The following is an 18,518-nucleotide window of genomic DNA, read 5'->3' on the forward strand; positions in this document are numbered from 1 at the left end:
CGGCGACTACTTCCCGGAGTCGGACTTCTCGGCCGCGGCCTCCGCGTCAGGCTGCTCGGCCGCAGCCTCGGCGTCGGGGTGCTCGGTCGCCGGGTCGGCTTCGGACTGCTCGGTCGCCGGGTCGGCGTCGGACTGCTCGGCGGACGCGTCCGCGTCCGGCTGCTCGACGGCCGGGTCGGCGTCGGCCCGCTCGGTGGCCGGGGCCCCGGCACCGGCATCCGGATCCTCGGTGTCGGTGCCGCCCGGGTCCGGTGCCTTCGGTTCGGACCCGGCAGCGTCCGCATCGGCGTCCGCGGTGCCGGGTGCCGCGGTCCGGGCCGCAGCGCCGTCGCCGGTCGCGGACACCAGGGTCTCGGCGCCGGCGGCGGCGCCCTCCGGCACCACGGTGAGCTTGCCGTCGGCATCGGCCAGCACGTTGAGCCGCGGCCCGCGCACCAGCAGCACGTACAGCACGGCGGCGACGAAGACCAGGATGCTGACCCAGTCGTTGAGCCGCAGCCCGAAGAACGTGTTGGCATGGTCGATGCGCAGCGACTCCACCCAGAACCGCCCGAACACGTACAGCGCCACGTACAGTGCGAACGCCCGGCCCCGGCCGAACCGGAACTTGCGGTCCAGCAGCCACACGGCGAGCGCGACGAGCAGGTCCCAGATGCACTCGTACAGGAAGGTCGGGTGGTAGGTGGCGTACTGCTCGTAGCCGATGATCCGGTGCTCCGGGTCGATCTGCACCGCCCAGGGCAGGTTCGACGGGCGGCCGAACAGCTCCTGGTTGAACCAGTTGCCCCAGCGGCCGACCGCCTGCGCCACCGGCAGCCCGGGGGCCAGCGCGTCGGCCACGACCGACAACGGCAGGCCGCGGCGCCGGCAGGCGATCCAGGCGCCGAGCGCGCCACCGGCCACCGCGCCCCAGATGCCCAGGCCGCCGTCCCAGATCTTGAACGCGCCGACCCAGTCCTTGCCGGCCGCGAAGTACAGCTCGGGGTCGGTGATGACGTGGTAGACCCGGGCTCCGACGATGCCGAACGGCACCGCCCAGACCGCGATGTCCAGCACCGTCCACACCGGGGCGCCCCGCGCCCGCAGCCGGCGTTCGGTGATCACGCAGGCCAGCACGATGCCCACGACGATGCACAAGGCGTACGCCCGAAGCGGCAGCGGACCGAGATGCACCACCGACTGGGACGGGCTCGGAATGGAGGCAAGGTTCACAGTTGGCCAACGTACCGGGCGTGCGCAGCCCCGTCAGCACAGCCCTCCGCGCGGGCGATCACGTACCGGAACCGAGCGGTGACTGTGCATCGAAACTGGCCTACGATCGGCGAAATGGACTCCCTTACCTACGCGGTCGCGGCGGTCGTCACCGACCCGAACGGCCGCGTCCTGCTTTGCCAGCAGAGCCAGGGCCACCGGCTCTGGGGCCTGCCGCACGGACGCATCGAGCACTGTGAACACCCGGCGCACGCCGCCGTCCGCGACATCCGTACCCAGACCGGCCTGGAGATCGCCGTCGACGAGCTGATCGGGCTGTACCGGCTGACCGGCCCGGCCGATGCCGCCGAGCCGCTGCCGGACCTGCTGGTCCACGCCTTCCGGGCACATCCCGTCGGTGGTGAACCGTGCGTCAACGCGCCGGCGATGATCTGCCGCCTCGGCTGGTACGCGCCGAACGACGTGCCGACGCCGCACACCGCCACCGCCACCGCGGTACTGGCCGACCTCGCCGCCGGACGCCGGGGCGTGGTCACCGACGTGCACCGCAGCGTGCCGGCCGCCGGTACCGCCGTGCCGCTACCGGCCTGAACCGACGCCGGACAACCCGAAACCTGCCGGGAAGGACGCCGCCCAGGTCAGCGCTTGCGCACGCCCGCGGCGAGTTCGGTGGTCAGGGCGCCGAGCCGTCGACGGGCCGCGGCCGGGTCCGCTTCGTCCAGCAGGCAGCGCACCAGCGCACTGCCCACGATCACGCCGTCCGCGTACCCGGCGACCTCCGCCGCCTGCGCGCCGGTGCTGACGCCCAGGCCGACCCCGACCGGCACCGTGGTGGCCCGCCGTACCCGCTCCACCAGTGCCGGCGCTGCCTGGCCGGTCTGTTCGCGGGCCCCGGTCACGCCCATCACGCTGGCCGCGTAGACGAAGCCGCGGCACGCCGCCGTGGTGGTCGCGATCCGCTGCGCGGTCGAGCTCGGCGCCACCAGGAACACCCGGTCCAGGTCGTGCTCCTCGGCGGCGGCGACCCACTCGCCCGCCTCCTCCGGGATCAGGTCCGGGGTGATCAGCCCGGCGCCGCCGGCGGCGGCGAGGTCGCGCGCGAACGCCGGCACGCCGTACCGCTCGACCGGGTTCCAGTAGGTCATCACCAGCGCGGGTGCCCCGGCCGCGGCGACCGCCTCGACGGTGCGGAACACGTCCGCGACCCGGAACCCGCCGGCCAGCGCCCGCTCCGCGGCCCGCTGGATGACCGGCCCGTCCATCACCGGATCCGAGTAGGGCAGGCCGATCTCGATCACGTCGACACCCGAGTCGACCAGCACCCGGCAGCCCTCGATCGCCTCGGCCACCGTCGGGAACCCGGCCGGCAGGTAACCGACCAGCGCGGCCCGGCCCTGCTCGCGGGCCGAATCGAACGCCGACCCGGCACGCCGACCGACCACCGGCTCGGCCATCCGCGGCTCGCTCACGACCGGACCTCCGCCCCGTCCAACAGGCCGAACCAGGTGCCGGCCGTCTCCATGTCCTTGTCGCCGCGACCGGACAGGTTGACCAGGATCGTCGGCTCCCGGCCGAGCTCGGCGGCCAGCTGCGGAGCCACCCGCAGCGCACCGGCCAGCGCGTGCGCGCTCTCGATCGCCGGGATGATCCCCTCGGTACGGCACAGCAGCTGGAAGGCGGCCATCGCCTCGGCGTCGGTCACCGGCTGGTAGCTCGCCCGGCCGGTCTCCGCCAGCCACGCGTGCTCCGGCCCGACCGCCGGGTAGTCCAGGCCCGCCGAGATCGAGTGCGACTCCACCGTCTGCCCGTCGGCGTCCTGCAGCAGGAACGTCCGGGCACCGTGCAGCACCCCGACCGCGCCGCCGGTGATCGACGCCGCGTGCCGGCCGGTCTCGACACCGTCACCGCCGGCCTCGAACCCGTACAGCGCGACGTCGGTGTCCGGGACGAACGCGTGGAAGGCGCCGATCGCGTTCGAGCCGCCGCCGACGCAGGCGGCGACCGCATCCGGCAAGGTACCGGTCAGCTCCAGGGTCTGCGCCCGCGCCTCGTCACCGATGCCGCGGACGAACTCGCGTACCAGCACCGGGAACGGGTGCGGCCCGGCGGCCGTGCCGAGCAGGTAGTGGGTGGTGTCGACGTTGGCCACCCAGTCGCGCAGCGCCTCGTTGATCGCGTCCTTGAGCGTGCGGCTGCCGGTTTCGACCGGAACGACCTCGGCGCCGAGCATCCGCATCCGGGCCACGTTCAGCGCCTGCCGGCGGGTGTCCTCGGCGCCCATGTAGACCACGCAGTCGAGGTCGAGGTAGGCGCACGCGGTCGCGGTCGCGACCCCGTGCTGGCCGGCCCCGGTCTCCGCGATCACCCGCCGCTTGCCCATCCGCTTGACCAGCAACGCCTGGCCCAGCACGTTACGGATCTTGTGCGCGCCGGTGTGGTTGAGATCCTCGCGCTTGAGCAGGATCCGGGCACCGGCCTGCGCCGAGAGCCGGCGCGCGGCGTACAGCGGGCTGGGCAGGTTCGCGTACTCACGCAGCATCCGGTCGAACTCGGCGACGAACGAGGGATCGTCCATCGCCTTGGCGAGCTCGGCGCCCAGCTCGTCCAGCGCGGCGGTCAAGGCCTCCGGCATGAACCGGCCGCCGAACCGGCCGAAGTGCCCCGCGGCGTCCGGACCGTCGTGCGGGTCGTCCGCATGCCCGGACGCGCCGGGCGGGGACGTGTTCGGGTGGTGACCGGACTCGCCCGGTCCGTGCTGCGGTGCCATGGTCGCCACCGTCTCCTTTGCGATGCGCTACGAGCTCAGCGCGCCGGGCGCGGCGTCGCCGGGTGCGAACCGGCGGTGACCAGCTCGGCGACCGCGTCCCGCGGACTCTTCTGGGTGACCAGCCCCTCGCCGACCAGGACCGCGTCGGCGCCGGCCGAGGCGTACCGGATCAGGTCGTGGGTGCCGCGCACCCCGGACTCCGCCACCTTGACCACCGTCGACGGCAGCCCCGGCGCGATCCGCTCGAACACCGACGGATCGACCTCCAGGGTGCGCAGGTCGCGGGCGTTGACGCCGATCACCTTCGCGCCGGCCTCCAGCGCGCGGTCGGCCTCGGCCTCGTTGTGCACCTCGACCAGCGCGGTCATGCCCAGCGACTCGGTCCGCTCCAGCAGTCCGACCAGCGCGTTCTGCTCCAGTGCGGCGACGATCAGCAGGATCAGGTCGGCGCCGTGTGCCCGCGCCTCGTGCACCTGGTAGCTGGACACCACGAAGTCCTTGCGCAGGATCGGTACCTGGATCGCGGCCCGCACCGCGATCAGGTCCTCGATGCTGCCGCCGAAGAACCGCTTCTCGGTCAGCACGCTCACGCACCGGGCGCCGCCCGCCGCGTACTCCCCCGCCAGTTCGGCCGGGTCGGGGATCTCGGCGAGCTGCCCGCGAGACGGCGAGGACCGCTTCACCTCGGCGATCACCCCGACGCCCGGCGCGCGCAGCGAGGCGAACGCGTCCAGGGCCGGCGGGGCCGCGGCGGCGAGCTCTCTCACCTGCGCCAACGGGGTCTGCTGTTCACGCTCGGCGACGTCGGCGCGGACCGCGGCGAGGATCTCGGCCAGCACGTCGCCGGAGGGCGACGGGCCCGATGTCTGCGGCCGGCTCGCGTCTGCGTTCACCGCGGACTCCCCTCGTCGGCTGTAGTGCGGCATCCGCCCTGACCTGCCGCACCCAGCGGGACGGCGGGTACACCCGGCGGATCCTGGGCCGATGTTATGCGCCGCCATCGATGCTGGCCCAGCCGGGGTGTCAGCGGGTTCACACAGCGGTACGACCAGCGGGGACGCACGCGTACGCCCGGGTCGGCCGGCCGCCGGCGACGGGGCCCCGGGTCAGCGCACCGTCGGGTCGTGCCCGTCGTCGATCGCGTCCCAGATCTTCGCGGCGTCGTCGTCGGCGCCGACCCGGGCGGTCCGGCCGGCCGTCCGCTCGTACCGGGAGCCCATCGTGGGCCAGCCACGACCGCGCAGCACCGTGCCGAAGCCGACGGCGGCGACCAGCAGCCCGCCGACCAGCGCGGTGATCGCCCAGCCGGGGGTCACGGTGCCCGGGTCGTGCGCGGCGGCCGACAGCCCGTACCCGGCACCGGCGGCCACCCCGAACCCGGTCAGGATCAGGAGCACCCCGACCAGCAGCCGCCCGATCCGCCGGGTGGCGACGAGGGCACCCGCCCCGGCCAGCGAGATCAGCGCGAGAGTCGGGACGACCGGGGTGATCTCCGTGCCGGTCCGGCCGGTCTGCTGCAGGTGCAGCGGGCCCAGCGGCCGGCCGGCCTGCACCGACCAGTTCTTGGACGCCGCGTACAGCGCGATGCCGGCGCCGAGGGTGCAGGCGACGACGGCGAGCACCAGCTGCCCGCGGGTCGACGGACGCCGCGCCGCCGGCCGGGCCGGGCCCCCGGGCGTCGCGGCGCGACGGCCGGGTCCCCCGTCCGGTGCCGGGCGCTCCCGGCCGAGCACCGGACCGGCGACCTCCGGCACGCCGTCCGGATCATCCGGGACGTCCGTACCGGGCGTCACCGGCGCCCCGACGCCCTCGGCGTCTCCTGCGGACTTGGCGGTCTCAGCGCCCGCGTCGCCTTCTGCGGCCTTGGCGGTCTCGTCGCCCTCCGCGGCCTTGGCGGTCTGCGCGGCTCCTGGGTTCTGCGAGGTCTCGGCGGTCTCGGGGTGGGCGTCGTCGGGGTGGACGTCCGGGCGGCGGTCGGGCATCAGCGGGCCTGCCGCAGCGTCTCGGCGGAGGCGATCGCGGCCAGCACCGCCGCGGACTTGTTGCGGGTCTCGGTGTCCTCCGCGTCCGGATCGGAGTCGGCCACGATGCCGCCGCCGGCCTGCACGTACGCGTGGCCGTCCCGGATCAGCGCGGTGCGGATGGCGATCGCCATGTCCAGATCGCCGGCGAAGTCCAGATAGCCGACCGTCCCGCCGTACAGCCCGCGTCGCACCGGCTCCAGCTCCTCGATGATCTCCATCGCCCGTACCTTCGGTGCACCCGACAGCGTGCCGGCCGGGAACGTGGCCCGCAGCGCGTCGAACGCGGTACGGCCCTCGGCCAGCTCGCCGACCACGGTGGACACGATGTGCATGACGTGGCTGTACCGCTCGATGGTGAAGAACTCGGGCACCTCGACCGTGCCCGGCACGCACACCCGGCCGAGGTCGTTGCGGGCCAGGTCGACCAGCATCACGTGCTCGGCCCGTTCCTTCGGGTCGGTGAGCAGGTCCTCGGCCAGCCTCCGCTCCTCCTCCGGGGTGGCGCCACGCGGGCGGGTGCCGGCGATCGGGTGCATCAGGGCCCGGCGCCCGGTCACCTTGACGTGCACCTCGGGGCTCGAGCCGACGATGTCGAACGCCTCGTGCCCGCCGGCGCCGTCCACCCCACCGAACCGCAGCAGGTACATGTACGGCGACGGGTTGGTGGCCCGCAGGACCCGGTACACGTCGAGCGGGTCGGCGTTCGTGTCGGCCTCGAAGCGCTGCGACGGGACGATCTGGAAGCACTCGCCGGCCCGGATCGCCTCCTTCGCCGCCTCGACCGCCTTCTGGTACCCACCGGCCGGGGTGCGGCCCGCCAGGTGCACCGGCGGCACCTTCTCGACCGTCGAGACCATCGGTGGCGTGGGCCGGCTCAGCGCGGTGGTCATCGCGTCCAGCCGGCCGACCGCCTGGTGGTACTGCGCGGTCAGCTCGGCCGGCCCGGCGTCGGGCGGCAGCACCGCGTTCGCGATCAGCAGCACCGACCCGTCCACGTGGTCGAGCACGGCCAGGTCGGTGGCGAGCAGGAAGCCGAGGTCGGGGAAGCCGAGCTCGTCGGCGGCCAGTTCGGGCAGCTTCTCGAACCGGCGCACCACGTCGTAGCCGAAGAAACCGACCAGCCCGCCGGTCAGCGGCGGCAGCGCCGGCTCGCCGCCCACCGGCGGCGAGGACAGCGCGGCGACGGTGGCGGTCAGCGCCTCGATCGGGTCGCCGTCGGTCGGCACCCCGGCCGGCGGCTCACCCAGCCAGTGCGCCCGGCCGTTCCGGACGGTCAGCGCGGCGGCGCTGCGCACCCCGACGAACGAGTACCGCGACCAGGTGCCGGCCGCCTCCGCCGACTCCAGCAGGAACGTGCCGGGGCCGCCGGCGAGCTTGCGGTACACCCCGATCGGCGTCTCGCAGTCGGCCAGTAGCCGGCGGGTCACCGGGACCACCCGGCGCTGCGCGGCCAACTCGGCGAACGTGGCCTCGTCCGGGCTCACGGCTCCGGTCGTCACCGGATGCTCCCTTCCGCGGGATCGGTGTGCGTCCCGGCCTCGGCCGGCGACGCGGATTCGGACACTACGACATCGGACGGCACGACATCGGACGGCACGGCGTTGGCGGTCAGCGGCAGGTCGCGGCCGTCGAAGCAGGTACGGCTCCCGGTGTGGCAGGCGGCGCCGACCTGGTCGACCCGGACCAGCAGCGTGTCACCGTCGCAGTCCAGGGCGACCGACCGGACGTGCTGGACATTCCCGGAGGTGTCGCCCTTGACCCAGTATTCGCCCCGGCTGCGCGACCAGTAGGTCGCCCGGCCGGTGGTCAGGGTGCGATGCAGCGCCTCGTCGTCCATCCAGGCGAGCATCAGCACCTCACCGGTGTCGTACTGCTGGGCGACGGCCGGCACCAGGCCGTCCGGGCCGCGCTTGAGCCGGGCCGCGATCGCGGGGTCGAGACTGCTCACAGTCACCGATTGTCGCGCGCCGCGCCGCGGTAGCGCCGGGCGCCCCAGCGGGCCCGGTACGGCCGGACCCCGCTGGCCGGGTGCCACCCCGGCCGGCCGAGCAGATCCCGGCTGGCCCGGCGCAGCGTCTCGGCGGCGCCACGGCCGGCCAGCCCGGGCGCGCACCGCAGCTCGAAGCGGGTCTCGCCGGCGTCCACCCGCAGCCACCGGGCCCGGCCGTACGGGTCAGCGAACACGGTCACCGAGCGGATCCGGTCCAGCGGCGCCCGGCGGACCCGCCAGCGGCCGTCGGCGTCCAGGAAGCGCAGCTCGACCTCGTCGTCGGACAGCCGCAGCGCGACGTCGCGCATCCACCGGGCCCGCAGCATCCCGGCCGGCACCAGGACCACCACCACGGCGGCGATCAGCGCCACCAGCGGGGCACCCACGAACTCCCGGCGCAGCACCACGAACGCCACCAGCACCAGCACCCCGAGCAGGCCGCCGGCGGCACCGAGGCCGGCGGCGAGCCCGGCCACCGAGGCGCCGGGCAGCAGCACGGTGCGCAGCCGGTACTCGCGGGCGACGGCCGGCGCGTTGCGGGGCAGCCCGGTACCGCGCAGGCCGCGCCGGCGCAGCCGGTCGAACAGCCAGCCGGCGGTGTGCGCCAGCAGGTAGCCGAGCACCGCACCGGCGACCATCGGCACCGGCTGCGGCCCGTACGCAACGGGGTAGCCGGCCGCGCCGCCGGCGAGCAGCAGCGCCACCGTGGTCACCAGCCGGATCGGGGCGCTCGCCGCCGGCCGACCCCGTACGGCGAGCAGCAGCCATCCGGCCAGACACACCGCGGCGATCCCGACCGCAATCCCGACGCTTGCTGCTGGCATGGTCCGGGATGGTACGGGCAACGGCGCCGCGCCCGCCTCCCACCCGCGGCTCGAACCCGTACCGCCGCCGTCCGTCGCCGCCCGCCGGGGGTGCGGCGTCACTAGAGTGAGCGGGGTGACGGCATACGCGCACGGTGAGCGGCTGCAACTGGTGTCGCTGCTGCGGCAGGTCGGCCCGGACGCGCCCACCCTGTGCGCGGGGTGGGACGCCCGGGATCTGGTCGGGCACTTGCTGGCCCGCGAGCGGCGCCCCGACTCCGGCATCGGCCTGCTGATCCGGCCGCTCGCCGGCTGGTCCGAGCGGGTGCGCCGCGGCTACGCCGAACAGGACTGGGACGTCCTGCTCGAGCTCCTCGCCGCGCCGCCGTGGTGGAGCCCGGTGTCCAACCCGCTCACCGACGAGCTGGCCAACACGATGGAGCTGTTCCTGCACCACGAGGACGTTCGCCGGGCCCAGCCGGAATGGCAGCCACGCGACCTGCCGGTCGAGCTGAACGAGCTCCTCTGGCGCCGGCTGTCGATGCTCACCACCGTGTCCATGCGGCGGCTGCCGGTCCGGGTCACGCTGGCCGCGCCGGACTACGGCGAGCGCACCGTCGGCTCCGGCCCGCACGTGCGGCTGACCGGCCCACCCGGTGAGCTGCTGGTGTTCGCGTCCGGTCGGCAGGAGGCGGCCCGGCTGGCGACCGAGGGCCCGACCGAGTCGGTTCGGGCGCTGCGCGAGGCGCGCTTCGCCGTGTGAGCCCGCGCCGGGCCTCCCCGTCGCGGTGGCGCACCGCCGGGCCCCGGGTGGCGCGGGCGATCAGCGGGTCTGCTCCAGCCAGGAGGCGTGCAGCCGCGCGTACACCGAGCCGGGCACGGCGACCAGCTGCTCGTGCGGGCCGCGCTGCACGATCCGGCCGGCGTCGAACACCAGTACCTCGTCCGCGGCCTCGGCGGTGGACAGCCGGTGCGCGATCGTCACCGTCGTCCGCCCGCGGGTCACCGCGTCCAGCGCGCGCTGCAGCCGTACCTCGGTCGCCGGGTCCACCGCGCTGGTCGCCTCGTCCAGGATCAGCAGGTCGGGATCGGCCACGTACGCCCGGACCAGGGCGACCAGCTGCCGCTCCCCCACCGACAGGTGCTCGCCGCGCTCGCCGACCGGGGTGTCCAGGCCGGCCGGCAGCCCGGCCAGCCAGTCGGCCAGCCCCAGCTCGGCGAACGCCGCCGTCAGCTGCGCGGCCGACAGGTCGGGCCGCACGAACGTCGCGTTGCGAGCGACGGTGGTGTCGAACAGGAACCCGTCCTGCGGCACCATCACCACCCGCCGGCGCAGGTCGGCGAAGCCGACCCGGTCCAGCGCCACCCCGGACAGCAGGAGCCGGCCGCGGGTCGGGTCCATCAGCCGGGTCAGCAGCTTCGCGAAGGTCGTCTTGCCGCTGCCGGTCTCGCCGACCACCGCGACCGCCGTACCCGGGGTGATCGTGACGTCGACGTCCGACAGCGCCTCCGGGCCGCCGCCCGGGTAGGCGTACCCGACGTCGGCGAACCGCACCGCGAGCGGGCCGGCCGGCAGCGGCCGGGCCTGCTGACCCGGGTCGACGACCTCCGGCTCGGCGTCCAGGATGTCGAGCACCCGGCGCCAGCCGGCGACCGCGTTCTGCGCCTCGGTCAGCGTCTCGGTGAACATCTGGATCGGCTGCACGAACAGGCCGGCGAGGAACACGAAAGCGGTCAGCTCGCCGACGCTGAACCCGGCCCCGAGCCGGTGCGCGAGACCGGCACCGAGCACCACGCCACCGACCACGACCAGGGTGTTGGTCAGCCCCGACGCGCCCTCGCTCAGCGCCGACATCACCACGCTGCGCCGCTGCGCGCCGTACTGCGCGGACCGGTACCGCTCGATCGCGCCGGACAACCGGCCGGCGGTGCGGCCGGACACCCCGTAGGCGCGGATCACCGGCGCGCCGACGACGCTCTCCGCGACCGCCGCGTACAGCACCCCGACGCGCTCCCGCACCGCCCGGTAGGCCGTCTGCTGCCAGCGCTGCAGCCGCGGCATCACCAGCGCCAGCGGGACGAACACCACGAGCACCGCGACCGTCAGCGGCCAGGAGTACACGACCATCACGACGGTCGCGACCACCACCTGGCCGGCGTTGACCACCAGGCTCACGCCGCTGAACTGCAGGAACCGGGAGATCTGGTCGATGTCGGAGGTGACCCGGCTGACCAGCGCGCCGCGCCGCTCGTCCTGCTGGTGCAGCACCGACAGCGCGTGCACGTGCCCGAAAGTACGGATCCGCAGCCCGGACAGCGCGGTCTCGGTGCTGCGGTAGAGCCGGTAGTTCATCAGGTAGGCCGAACCGACCGCGAGCACCAGCAACGCCACCGTGAGCGCACCGACGACCCCGACGTAGCCGAGATTCGGACCGCCGTCGGCCCGGATGCCGTGGTCGAGGCCCTGCTGCACGGCGATCGGCACCGCGACCTTGCCCAGCGTCGAGGCCAACGCCAGGGCCAGGGTGCCGGGCAACCCGGCGCGCAGCTCCGGCGACAGCGACAGGCCGCGGCGCAGCGTGGCAAGGGTACCGTCGGGCGTCGCCGCTGCCCGCCGGTGCGGCGCGACCTCCACCCGCACGTCCGTGCTCATCCGGCCACCTCCTCCGCCATCTCGTCGCCGGCGTCCTCGTACGCGGTGACCAGTTCGGCGTAGCCCGGGACCGTGGCGAGCAGCTCGCGGTGCGGGCCGCGGGCGGCGACCCGGCCGTCGGCGAGGTACACCACCTCGTCGGCGAGCGCGATCGTGGCCCGCCGGTACGCGACGACCAGCACCGTGGTGTCGGTGCCGGTGGTGCGCAGGCCGGCGAGGATCGCCTGCTCGACGCGGGGATCGACGGCGCTGGTGGCGTCGTCGAGGATCAGCAGCCGGGGCCGGCCGGCCAGCCCGCGGGCCAGCGTGACGCGCTGCCGCTGACCGCCGGACAGGCTGGCGCCACGCTCCCCGACAGGGGTGTCCGCACTGTCCGGTAGGGCGGCGACGAACCGGTCGGCCTGCGCCAGCCGCAGCGCCGCAGCGGCGTCGTCGGCGCCGACGCCCGGACGGTCCAGCGCGACGTTGCCGTGCACCGTGTCGTCGAACACGAACGGCACCTGCGGCACCAGCGCGACCGTCGAGGCCAGCGCGGCGGCGGACAGATCGCGCACGTCCCGGCCGGCGAGCCGGACCGTACCGTCGGCCGGGTCGACCAGCCGGGCGGCGAGCTGCGTCAGCGTGGACTTGCCGGCGCCGGTGGCGCCGACCAGCGCGACGGTGCGCCCGGCCGGCACGGTGAAGCTCACGTCGGTCAGCACGTCGGCGCCGTCGCCGTAGCCGAACCGGACCCGGTCGAACTCCAGCTCCACCGCGCCGGTGCCGGGCAGCTCCGCCGTGCCGTGCGCCATCTCTCCCTCGGCCGCCAGGACACCGTCGACGCGATCGGCGCCGGCCACCGCGCGCGGCAGGTCGCCGAGCACCCAGCCGATCGCCCGCACCGGGAACGCCAGCACGCTGAACAGGAACGCCGCCGACACCAGCTGCGGCACGGTCAGGTCGCCGGCGGCCAGCCGGACCGACCCGACCACCAGCACCGCGAGCGTGCCGACGTTGGGCAGCGCGTCCATCAGCGGGTCGAACAGGCCGCGAATCCGGCCGGCCGCGATCGAGGCGTCCCGCAGCTGGTCGGAGACCACGGCGAACCGGGCGGTCTCGGCCGCCTCCCGGCCGGCGGTCTTGACCACCAGCGCGCCGTCGAAGCTCTCGTGCGCGACCGCGGCGACCTCGCCGCGCAGCCGCTGCGCCGCCGCCTGCAGCGGGGCGGACCGGCGCGAGTACACCACGTTGATCACGAACACGGTCGGGAACACCGCGACGCCGACCAGCGCCAGCACCCAGTCGGTGACCAGCAGCGCGACGATCGCGGTGACCAGCATCGTGACCGTACCCACGGCGAACGGAAACGGCGCGATCGGCATGAACGCGCTCTCCACGTCGTTGTTGGCGTTCGACAGCAGGGTGCCGGTCGGATGCCGCTGGTGCCAGGACATCGGCAGGTCGAGATAGCGCTGGGTGACGGCCCGGCGGTACCGCGCCTGCAGGCGGTACTGCATCGCGCCGGCGCCGAGCCGCCGCCCGAGGATCCCGACGATCTTGAGCACGCTGACGCCGAGGATCGCCGCGCCGCCGAGCGCCAGCGCGCCGGCCGGCACCCGCCCCGCTTCGATCGCCGGCACCGCGACGTCACCGACCACGGCCCCGATCACGTACGCGCTGGCCACGGTCATCACCGCGAACAGCACGCTGCCGAGGGCGCCGATCGCGAACGTCGCCGGCTCGTCCCGGATGGATCGGCCCAGCAGCCTGAGCCCGCGCAGCACGACCCCGCGGTCGTACCCGGTGTTGTATCCGGACACCGCCACACCCACCCCTTACCTTTCTCCGGGTACGACGATGCCGCATGGTGCCGACATTTCGGGGTGGGAGGCGATCTAGCTCACGTTCGGCCGGCCGGCGAGCACGCGGCCCGGTTCGCACCGCCGCGGGGAGGCGGTGCCGGAGTCAGGCGACGACGGCGGGGGTGGCCGGCCGGCCGGACGGCAGCGCGTCCAGGTCACCCCGGGCCGCCGCGATCCGGCGTACCGCCTCGACCAGCTCGTTCGCCGGCCGCGCGAACGGCAGCCGCAGGTAGCGCTCGAACGTGCCCTCGGTGCCGAACCGCGGGCCCGGCGCGAGCCGCACCCCGTACGCCTCGGCCGCGTTGGCCAGCGCGCTTGCCACCGGCTCGTCCAGCTCCACCCACAGGCACAGGCCGCCGTCCGGTACCCGGAAGCGGGCGCCGGGCAGGTGCTCGCGCACCGCGCCGACGAGCGCATCGCGCTGGGTGCGCAGCAGCTCCCGCCGGGCCGGCAGGGTCGTCGCGGCGCGGGCCAGCAGCGCCCGCGCGACGAGCTGGTCGAGCACCGCGCCGCCCATGTCGACCCCGGCGCGGACCGCGGCGAGCCGCTGGATCAGCGCCGGCGTGGCGCGGATCCAGCCGACCCGCAGCCCACCCCAGTACGACTTGGACATGCCGCCGACGGTGATCACCCGGCGGTGCCGGTCCAGCGCCGCCATCGGCGGCGGCGCCGGCCGGTCGGTGAGCGACAGCTCCGCGAACGTCTCGTCCGCGACCAGCAACCCGCCGCCCCGGTACGCCGCGGCGATCAGTGCGGCGCGCTGCGGCTCGGGCAGGACCGCACCGGTCGGGTTGTGGAAATCCGGAATCAGGTACGTCACCCGGTACCGGCCGGCCGCGATCGCCGGCAGGACCGGCTCCACGTCCCAGCCCTCGTCGGTGACCGCGACAGGATCGGCCCGCAGCCGCGCGGCGGCCAGCGCGGTCAGCGCGTTCGGATAGCTCGGCGACTCGACGAGGATCCGCTCTCCCGGCGCGGTCAGCAGCCGCAGCACCAGGTCGAGCCCCTGCTGAGCGCCGCTGGTGACGAGGATCTCGGCGGGTCCGGTCGGCACCCCGCGGGCGGTGAACCGGTCCGCGATCGCGGACCGCAGCTCGGGCAGCCCGGCCGGGTAGTAGCCGTGGCTGGTGGCGTATCCGGCCAGCTCGTCGGCCGCCTGCCGGGCGGCGGCGGTCAGCTCGGCCGGCGGCGGTGGGGCGGCGCAGCCCAGGTCGATCAGCGCCTCGTCATCCGGCGCCCACAGCCCGCTGGTGGACAGCCGCTGGCCCTCCGGCAGGGCCGTGTCGCTGCCCGCGCCGCGCCGGGATCGCAGGTACCCCTGGTCGCGCAGCAGCCGGTAGGCCGCGGTCACGGTGGTACGGCTGATCGCGAGCTCGGCCGCGAGCAGGCGTTCGGCGGGCAGCCGGACGCCGAGCGCGAGCCGCCCGTCCCGGATCAGGCCACGCACGGCCGCCGCGAGCGCCACGTAGTCGCTGCCGCCGGTGCGACGCCAGTCACCGAGCCGGCGGGCCAGCGCCGGCGCACCCACCCGGGCCACCGCTTCCATGCCACCACCTCAGCACGAGCAGGCCAGTTCCGCAAGATTGGCTCTACCTGCACCGGCAACTGGCCTGCATGGTGGGTAGCGTGCCCACCTCTGCCAGCCGCCCGCCCGGCGTTGACCGCCCGAACCACGCCGGCCCCGCCACGCCGGCCCGCCGGGTCGCCGCCCGCCTCACCGGCATCCGGCTGCCGCGCCGGCTGGTCCAGCTGTACGCGGGCCTGCTCTGCTACGGCGCCAGCTCGGCGCTAATGGTGCGGGCCCGGCTCGGCCTGGACCCGTGGGACGTGTTCCACCAGGGCCTCGCCCGCCGCCTCGGGCTGCCGATCGGGTGGCTCGTGATCGGCGTCGGCGTCCTCGTCCTGCTGCTGTGGATCCCGCTGCGGCAGAAACCCGGCCTCGGCACGATCAGCAACGCGGTCCTGATCGGGCTGGCGCTGGACGCCACCCTGCAGGTGGTACCGGCGCCCGACGCGCTCTGGCTGCGCTGGGTGCTGCTGCTGGCCGGCATCGCGCTCAACGGCGTGGCGACCGGAATGTACATCGGTGCCCGGTTCGGACCCGGTCCGCGGGACGGGCTGATGACCGGTCTCGCCGCCCGCGGCCACTCGGTCCGGGTGGTGCGCACCGCGATCGAACTCACGGTGCTCGCCGGCGGGTTCCTGCTCGGCGGGCAGGTCGGGTTCGGCACCCTGATCTACGCCGTGTCGATCGGCCCGCTGGCACACGTGATGATCCCGCTGTGGACCGTCCCGGCCCGAGACGCGAACCCGCCCGTCGGTACGGGCGTCGCCGCGATGGCGGACGGCCGCACCGCCGGATGACCCGTCGCCGGGCGGTCAGCGCACCGGCTGGCCGGCGGCGGCCAGCGCCCGTTCGACCTGGGCGATGTGGTCAGCGCACCGGCTGGCCGGCGGCGGCCAGCTCCCGTTTGACCTGGGCGATGCTGACCTCGCCGAAGTGGAAGATGCTCGCCGCGAGCACCGCGTCCGCGCCCGCCGCCACCGCCGGCGGGAAGTGCTCGACCGCACCGGCGCCGCCGCTCGCGACCACCGGAACGTCGACCACCGCCCGTACCGCGGTGATCATCTCCAGGTCGAAGCCGGTCTTGGTGCCGTCCGCGTCCATCGAGTTGAGCAGGATCTCGCCAGCGCCCAGATCGGCCGCCCGGACCGCCCAGTCGACCGCGTCCAGGTTGGTGCCGCGCCGGCCGCCGTGCGTGGTCACCTCGTACCCGCTCGGCGTCAGCCGGCTGCGCCGGGCGTCGACCGACAGCACCAGCACCTGCCGGCCGAACTGCTCGGTCACCTCACCGATGAGCTCCGGCCGGGCCACCGCGGCGGTGTTCACCCCGACCTTGTCCGCGCCGGCGCGCAGCAGCGCGTCCACGTCCTCCACCGAGCGCACCCCGCCACCGACCGTCAGCGGGATGAACACGCTCTCCGCGGTCCGCCGGACCACCTCGAACATCGTCGAGCGGTCCTCCACCGAGGCGGTCACGTCGAGGAACGTGATCTCGTCGGCACCCGCCGCGTCGTAGGCGGCGGCCAGCTCGACCGGGTCGCCGGCATCCCGCAGGTTGGCGAAGTTGACGCCCTTCACCACCCGGCCGTCCGCGACGTCCAGACAGGGGATCACCCGTACCGCGATGGTCACGTCAGCCCTCCTCGCCCAACCAGGCCTCCAGCTCGATCTCGACCAGCAGGTCGGGATCGATCAACCGGGCCACCTGCACCATGGTCGCCGCCGGCGGCGCGGCGCCGAACGCCGCGGCGTGGGCGGTGCCGACCGCGTCCGCGTGCGCATCGATGTCCACCACGTACATCCGGGTCCGGATCACCGACTCCGGACCGGCACCGAGCTTCGCCAGCGCGTCCAGCCCGATGGCGATCGCCGTCGCGGTCTGCGCGTACGGGTCGCCCCGGTGCGCCACTGCACCGTCCACTGTGGAGGTACAGCCGGCGGTGACGATCCGGTCGCCGGTGCGCACCGCCCGGCAGTAACCGTACCGCTGCTCCCACGGGCCGCCGGAGGAGACGCGGGTGGCGCTCACCGCGCCGCCTCGCGCAACACGGCGAGCGCCTCGGTGACCGTGAACGCCCCGGTGTAGAGCGCGGTACCGGCGATCGCACCCTCCACGCCGTCGCCGGCCAGCGCCGCCAGCGCGCGCAGATCGTCCAGTGTGGACACCCCGCCGGACGCGATCACCGGCGCGGTGGCGTGCGCGCAGACGTCGCGCAGCAGCTCCAGGTTCGGGCCGCGCAGCATGCCGTCGGAGTTGACGTCGGTGACCACGTAGCGGGAGCAGCCGGCCGCCTCCAGCCGGGCCAGCACGTCGTACAGCTCGCCACCGTCACGGGTCCAGCCGCGCGCGGCGAGCTTGGTCCCCCGCACGTCCAGACCGATCGCGACCCGGTCGCCGTACTCGCCGACCACCCGGTCGCACCAGTCCGGGTCCTCCAGCGCGGCCGTACCGATGTTCACCCGCGCCGCGCCGGTCGACAGCGCCCGGCGCAGCGACTCGTCGTCCCGGATCCCGCCGGACAGCTCGACCTGCACGTCCAGCGAGCCGATCACCCCGGCCAGCAGCTCGGCGTTGGAGCCCCGGCCGAACGCCGCGTCCAGGTCGACCAGATGGATCCAGCTCGCCCCCTGCTGCTGCCAGCGCAGCGCGGCCGCCCGCGGCTCCCCGAACACCCGCTCCGAACCCGCCTTGCCCTGGACCAGCTGGACGGCCCGGCCGTCCGCCACGTCCACCGCCGGCAGCAGCGTCAACATCGTGCAGCGTTTCCCCTCGTCAGATCCGTCCACAGTGGACGGCGTCACAGCCCGGACACCCAGTTCGCCAGCACCCTCGCACCGACGTCACCGGACTTCTCCGGATGGAACTGGGTCGCCGACAGCGCGCCGAGCGACACCGCGGCGACGAACACCTCGCCGTGCACGCTGGTCGCGATCCGCGCCCCGGCGGCCCGCAGCGACCGCGACGGCCGCGCCGCGTACGAGTGCACGAAGTAGCAGCGCGAGTCGGGGCCCAGGCCGGCGAACAGCGGGTCACCGGGCTGCCAGGTCACCGTGTTCCAGCCCATGTGCGGTACCCGCGGGGCCAGCAGCCGGGTCACCTCGCCGGGCAGCAGGCCCAGACCCTTGGTCAGGATGCCGTGCTCGCGGCCGGCGTCGAACAGGATCTGCAGCCCGACGCAGATGCCGAGCACCGGCCGGCCGGCGGCGACCCGGTCGGCCACCACCGCACGGCCACCGATGGCATCCAGCTGGTTCACGCAGTGCGTGTACGCCCCGACGCCCGGCACCACCAGGCCGTCGGCGTCGATGCCCTCGGCCGGATCGGTCGCGACCGTCACCTCGGCGCCCACCCGTTGCAGCGCACGGTGCACCGAGTGGATGTTGCCCGAGCCGTAGTCGAGGACCACCACCCGACGCGTCATTGGCTCCCTCTCTTCCGACCGGTGCGGCGCTTCAGAACGTGCCCTTGGGCAGCAGCCAGACGACCCCACCCAGCACCGCCACCGCCGCCAGCACCACGAAGCCCACCATGACCACCTTGGAGGCGCCCTGCTGCTTCATCGACCACGCGCCGCCGAGCAGGACCCCGCCCAGTGCGAACAGCGCGATGGGCAGAATGCTCTGCACTGCTGTCCCTCCCGCCCGCTCGTCGCGGGCCCCCTCG

Annotated in this window: 18 protein-coding genes and 1 pseudogene; 3 read left to right on the top strand and 16 right to left on the bottom strand. The window is 74.8% G+C overall.

Translation table 11 applies throughout. The features are described 5' to 3' along the window. Positions 1-6: 6 nt before the first annotated feature. Positions 7-1,212: a prolipoprotein diacylglyceryl transferase gene (gene lgt / locus Asera_RS24800; protein ID WP_084131530.1), complete on the bottom strand. Its 1,206-nt coding sequence runs from the start codon at positions 1,210-1,212 to the stop codon at positions 7-9. A gap of 114 nt (positions 1,213-1,326) precedes the next feature. Between lgt and Asera_RS24805 the strand changes: the two genes are divergently transcribed. Then, positions 1,327-1,803, top strand: a complete 477-nt coding sequence (locus Asera_RS24805) for an NUDIX hydrolase (RefSeq protein ID WP_051802237.1) — start codon at positions 1,327-1,329, stop codon at positions 1,801-1,803. A gap of 47 nt (positions 1,804-1,850) precedes the next feature. Here Asera_RS24805 and trpA read toward each other — a convergent pair whose 3' ends face one another. The 7 genes and pseudogenes from trpA to Asera_RS24840 form a co-directional block, all read right to left on the bottom strand. Further along, the gene (gene trpA, locus Asera_RS24810) at positions 1,851-2,666 is read right to left on the bottom strand and encodes a tryptophan synthase subunit alpha (RefSeq protein WP_030446270.1); all 816 of its coding nucleotides are present in this window, start codon (positions 2,664-2,666) and stop codon (positions 1,851-1,853) included. A gap of 11 nt (positions 2,667-2,677) precedes the next feature. Then, positions 2,678-3,979 (bottom strand): tryptophan synthase subunit beta, encoded by a 1,302-nt coding sequence (gene trpB / locus Asera_RS24815; protein ID WP_084131532.1) that lies wholly within the window; start codon positions 3,977-3,979, stop codon positions 2,678-2,680. Positions 3,980-4,014: 35 nt separating this feature from the next. Then, a complete protein-coding gene (gene trpC / locus Asera_RS24820; protein WP_030446272.1) occupies positions 4,015-4,818 on the bottom strand; it encodes an indole-3-glycerol phosphate synthase TrpC in 804 nt (267 codons plus the stop codon). A 267-nt stretch (positions 4,819-5,085) separates the two neighbouring features. After that, on the bottom strand, positions 5,086-5,961 hold the full coding sequence (locus Asera_RS24825; protein WP_051802238.1) for a Trp biosynthesis-associated membrane protein: 876 nt from the start codon (positions 5,959-5,961) through the stop codon (positions 5,086-5,088). Continuing rightward, positions 5,961-7,502, bottom strand: coding sequence for an anthranilate synthase component I (locus Asera_RS24830; protein ID WP_030446274.1), 1,542 nt, complete (start codon positions 7,500-7,502; stop codon positions 5,961-5,963). Before Asera_RS24830 ends, Asera_RS24825 begins: the two co-directional genes overlap by 1 nt. A gap of 98 nt (positions 7,503-7,600) precedes the next feature. Beyond that, positions 7,601-8,038 (bottom strand): annotated as a pseudogene (gene hisI / locus Asera_RS24835) (phosphoribosyl-AMP cyclohydrolase); the annotation flags it as partial. After that, positions 7,954-8,817 (bottom strand): hypothetical protein, encoded by an 864-nt coding sequence (locus Asera_RS24840; RefSeq protein ID WP_157034811.1) that lies wholly within the window; start codon positions 8,815-8,817, stop codon positions 7,954-7,956. The pseudogene hisI and the gene Asera_RS24840, both read right to left, overlap by 85 nt. A gap of 115 nt (positions 8,818-8,932) precedes the next feature. On the opposite strand from Asera_RS24840, the gene Asera_RS24845 reads away from it, so the two are divergent. Next, positions 8,933-9,559, top strand: coding sequence for a TIGR03085 family metal-binding protein (locus Asera_RS24845; protein ID WP_030446277.1), 627 nt, complete (start codon positions 8,933-8,935; stop codon positions 9,557-9,559). 60 nt (positions 9,560-9,619) lie between these two features. On the opposite strand, the gene Asera_RS24850 is transcribed toward Asera_RS24845, so the two are convergent. From Asera_RS24850 to yczR, 3 genes are all read right to left on the bottom strand, one after another. Continuing rightward, complete coding sequence (locus Asera_RS24850; protein ID WP_051802239.1) at positions 9,620-11,449, bottom strand: ABC transporter ATP-binding protein; 1,830 nt, start codon at positions 11,447-11,449, stop codon at positions 9,620-9,622. Further along, positions 11,446-13,248 carry an ABC transporter ATP-binding protein gene (locus tag Asera_RS24855; RefSeq protein ID WP_030446279.1) on the bottom strand — a complete coding sequence of 601 codons (1,803 nt, stop codon included), beginning with the start codon at positions 13,246-13,248 and terminating at the stop codon, positions 11,446-11,448. Before Asera_RS24855 ends, Asera_RS24850 begins: the two co-directional genes overlap by 4 nt. A 145-nt stretch (positions 13,249-13,393) precedes the next feature. Further along, on the bottom strand, positions 13,394-14,836 hold the full coding sequence (yczR, locus tag Asera_RS24860; protein ID WP_030446280.1) for a MocR-like transcription factor YczR: 1,443 nt from the start codon (positions 14,834-14,836) through the stop codon (positions 13,394-13,396). A 176-nt stretch (positions 14,837-15,012) separates the two neighbouring features. On the opposite strand from yczR, the gene yczE reads away from it, so the two are divergent. After that, positions 15,013-15,654, top strand: a complete 642-nt coding sequence (gene yczE / locus Asera_RS24865) for a membrane protein YczE (RefSeq protein WP_051802272.1) — start codon at positions 15,013-15,015, stop codon at positions 15,652-15,654. A gap of 70 nt (positions 15,655-15,724) precedes the next feature. Here yczE and hisF read toward each other — a convergent pair whose 3' ends face one another. Genes hisF through Asera_RS24890 form a run of 5 tightly spaced genes read right to left on the bottom strand, consistent with a single transcriptional unit; the run spans position 15,725 to position 18,481 of the window. Then, entirely contained in the window at positions 15,725-16,486 is a 762-nt protein-coding gene (gene hisF / locus Asera_RS24870; RefSeq protein WP_030446282.1) for an imidazole glycerol phosphate synthase subunit HisF, read from the bottom strand. 1 nt (position 16,487) lies between these two features. Then, positions 16,488-16,883, bottom strand: coding sequence for a Rid family hydrolase (locus Asera_RS24875; RefSeq protein ID WP_030446283.1), 396 nt, complete (start codon positions 16,881-16,883; stop codon positions 16,488-16,490). After that, positions 16,880-17,608, bottom strand: a complete 729-nt coding sequence (priA, locus tag Asera_RS24880) for a bifunctional 1-(5-phosphoribosyl)-5-((5-phosphoribosylamino)methylideneamino)imidazole-4-carboxamide isomerase/phosphoribosylanthranilate isomerase PriA (RefSeq protein ID WP_030446284.1) — start codon at positions 17,606-17,608, stop codon at positions 16,880-16,882. Before priA ends, Asera_RS24875 begins: the two co-directional genes overlap by 4 nt. A 44-nt stretch (positions 17,609-17,652) precedes the next feature. After that, on the bottom strand, positions 17,653-18,276 hold the full coding sequence (hisH, locus tag Asera_RS24885; RefSeq protein WP_030446285.1) for an imidazole glycerol phosphate synthase subunit HisH: 624 nt from the start codon (positions 18,274-18,276) through the stop codon (positions 17,653-17,655). 31 nt (positions 18,277-18,307) lie between these two features. Further along, a complete protein-coding gene (locus Asera_RS24890) occupies positions 18,308-18,481 on the bottom strand; it encodes a hypothetical protein (RefSeq protein ID WP_157034812.1) in 174 nt (57 codons plus the stop codon). Positions 18,482-18,518 lie beyond the last annotated feature (37 nt).

Source organism: Actinocatenispora sera (assembly GCF_018324685.1).
Lineage (GTDB): Bacteria > Actinomycetota > Actinomycetes > Mycobacteriales > Micromonosporaceae > Actinocatenispora > Actinocatenispora sera.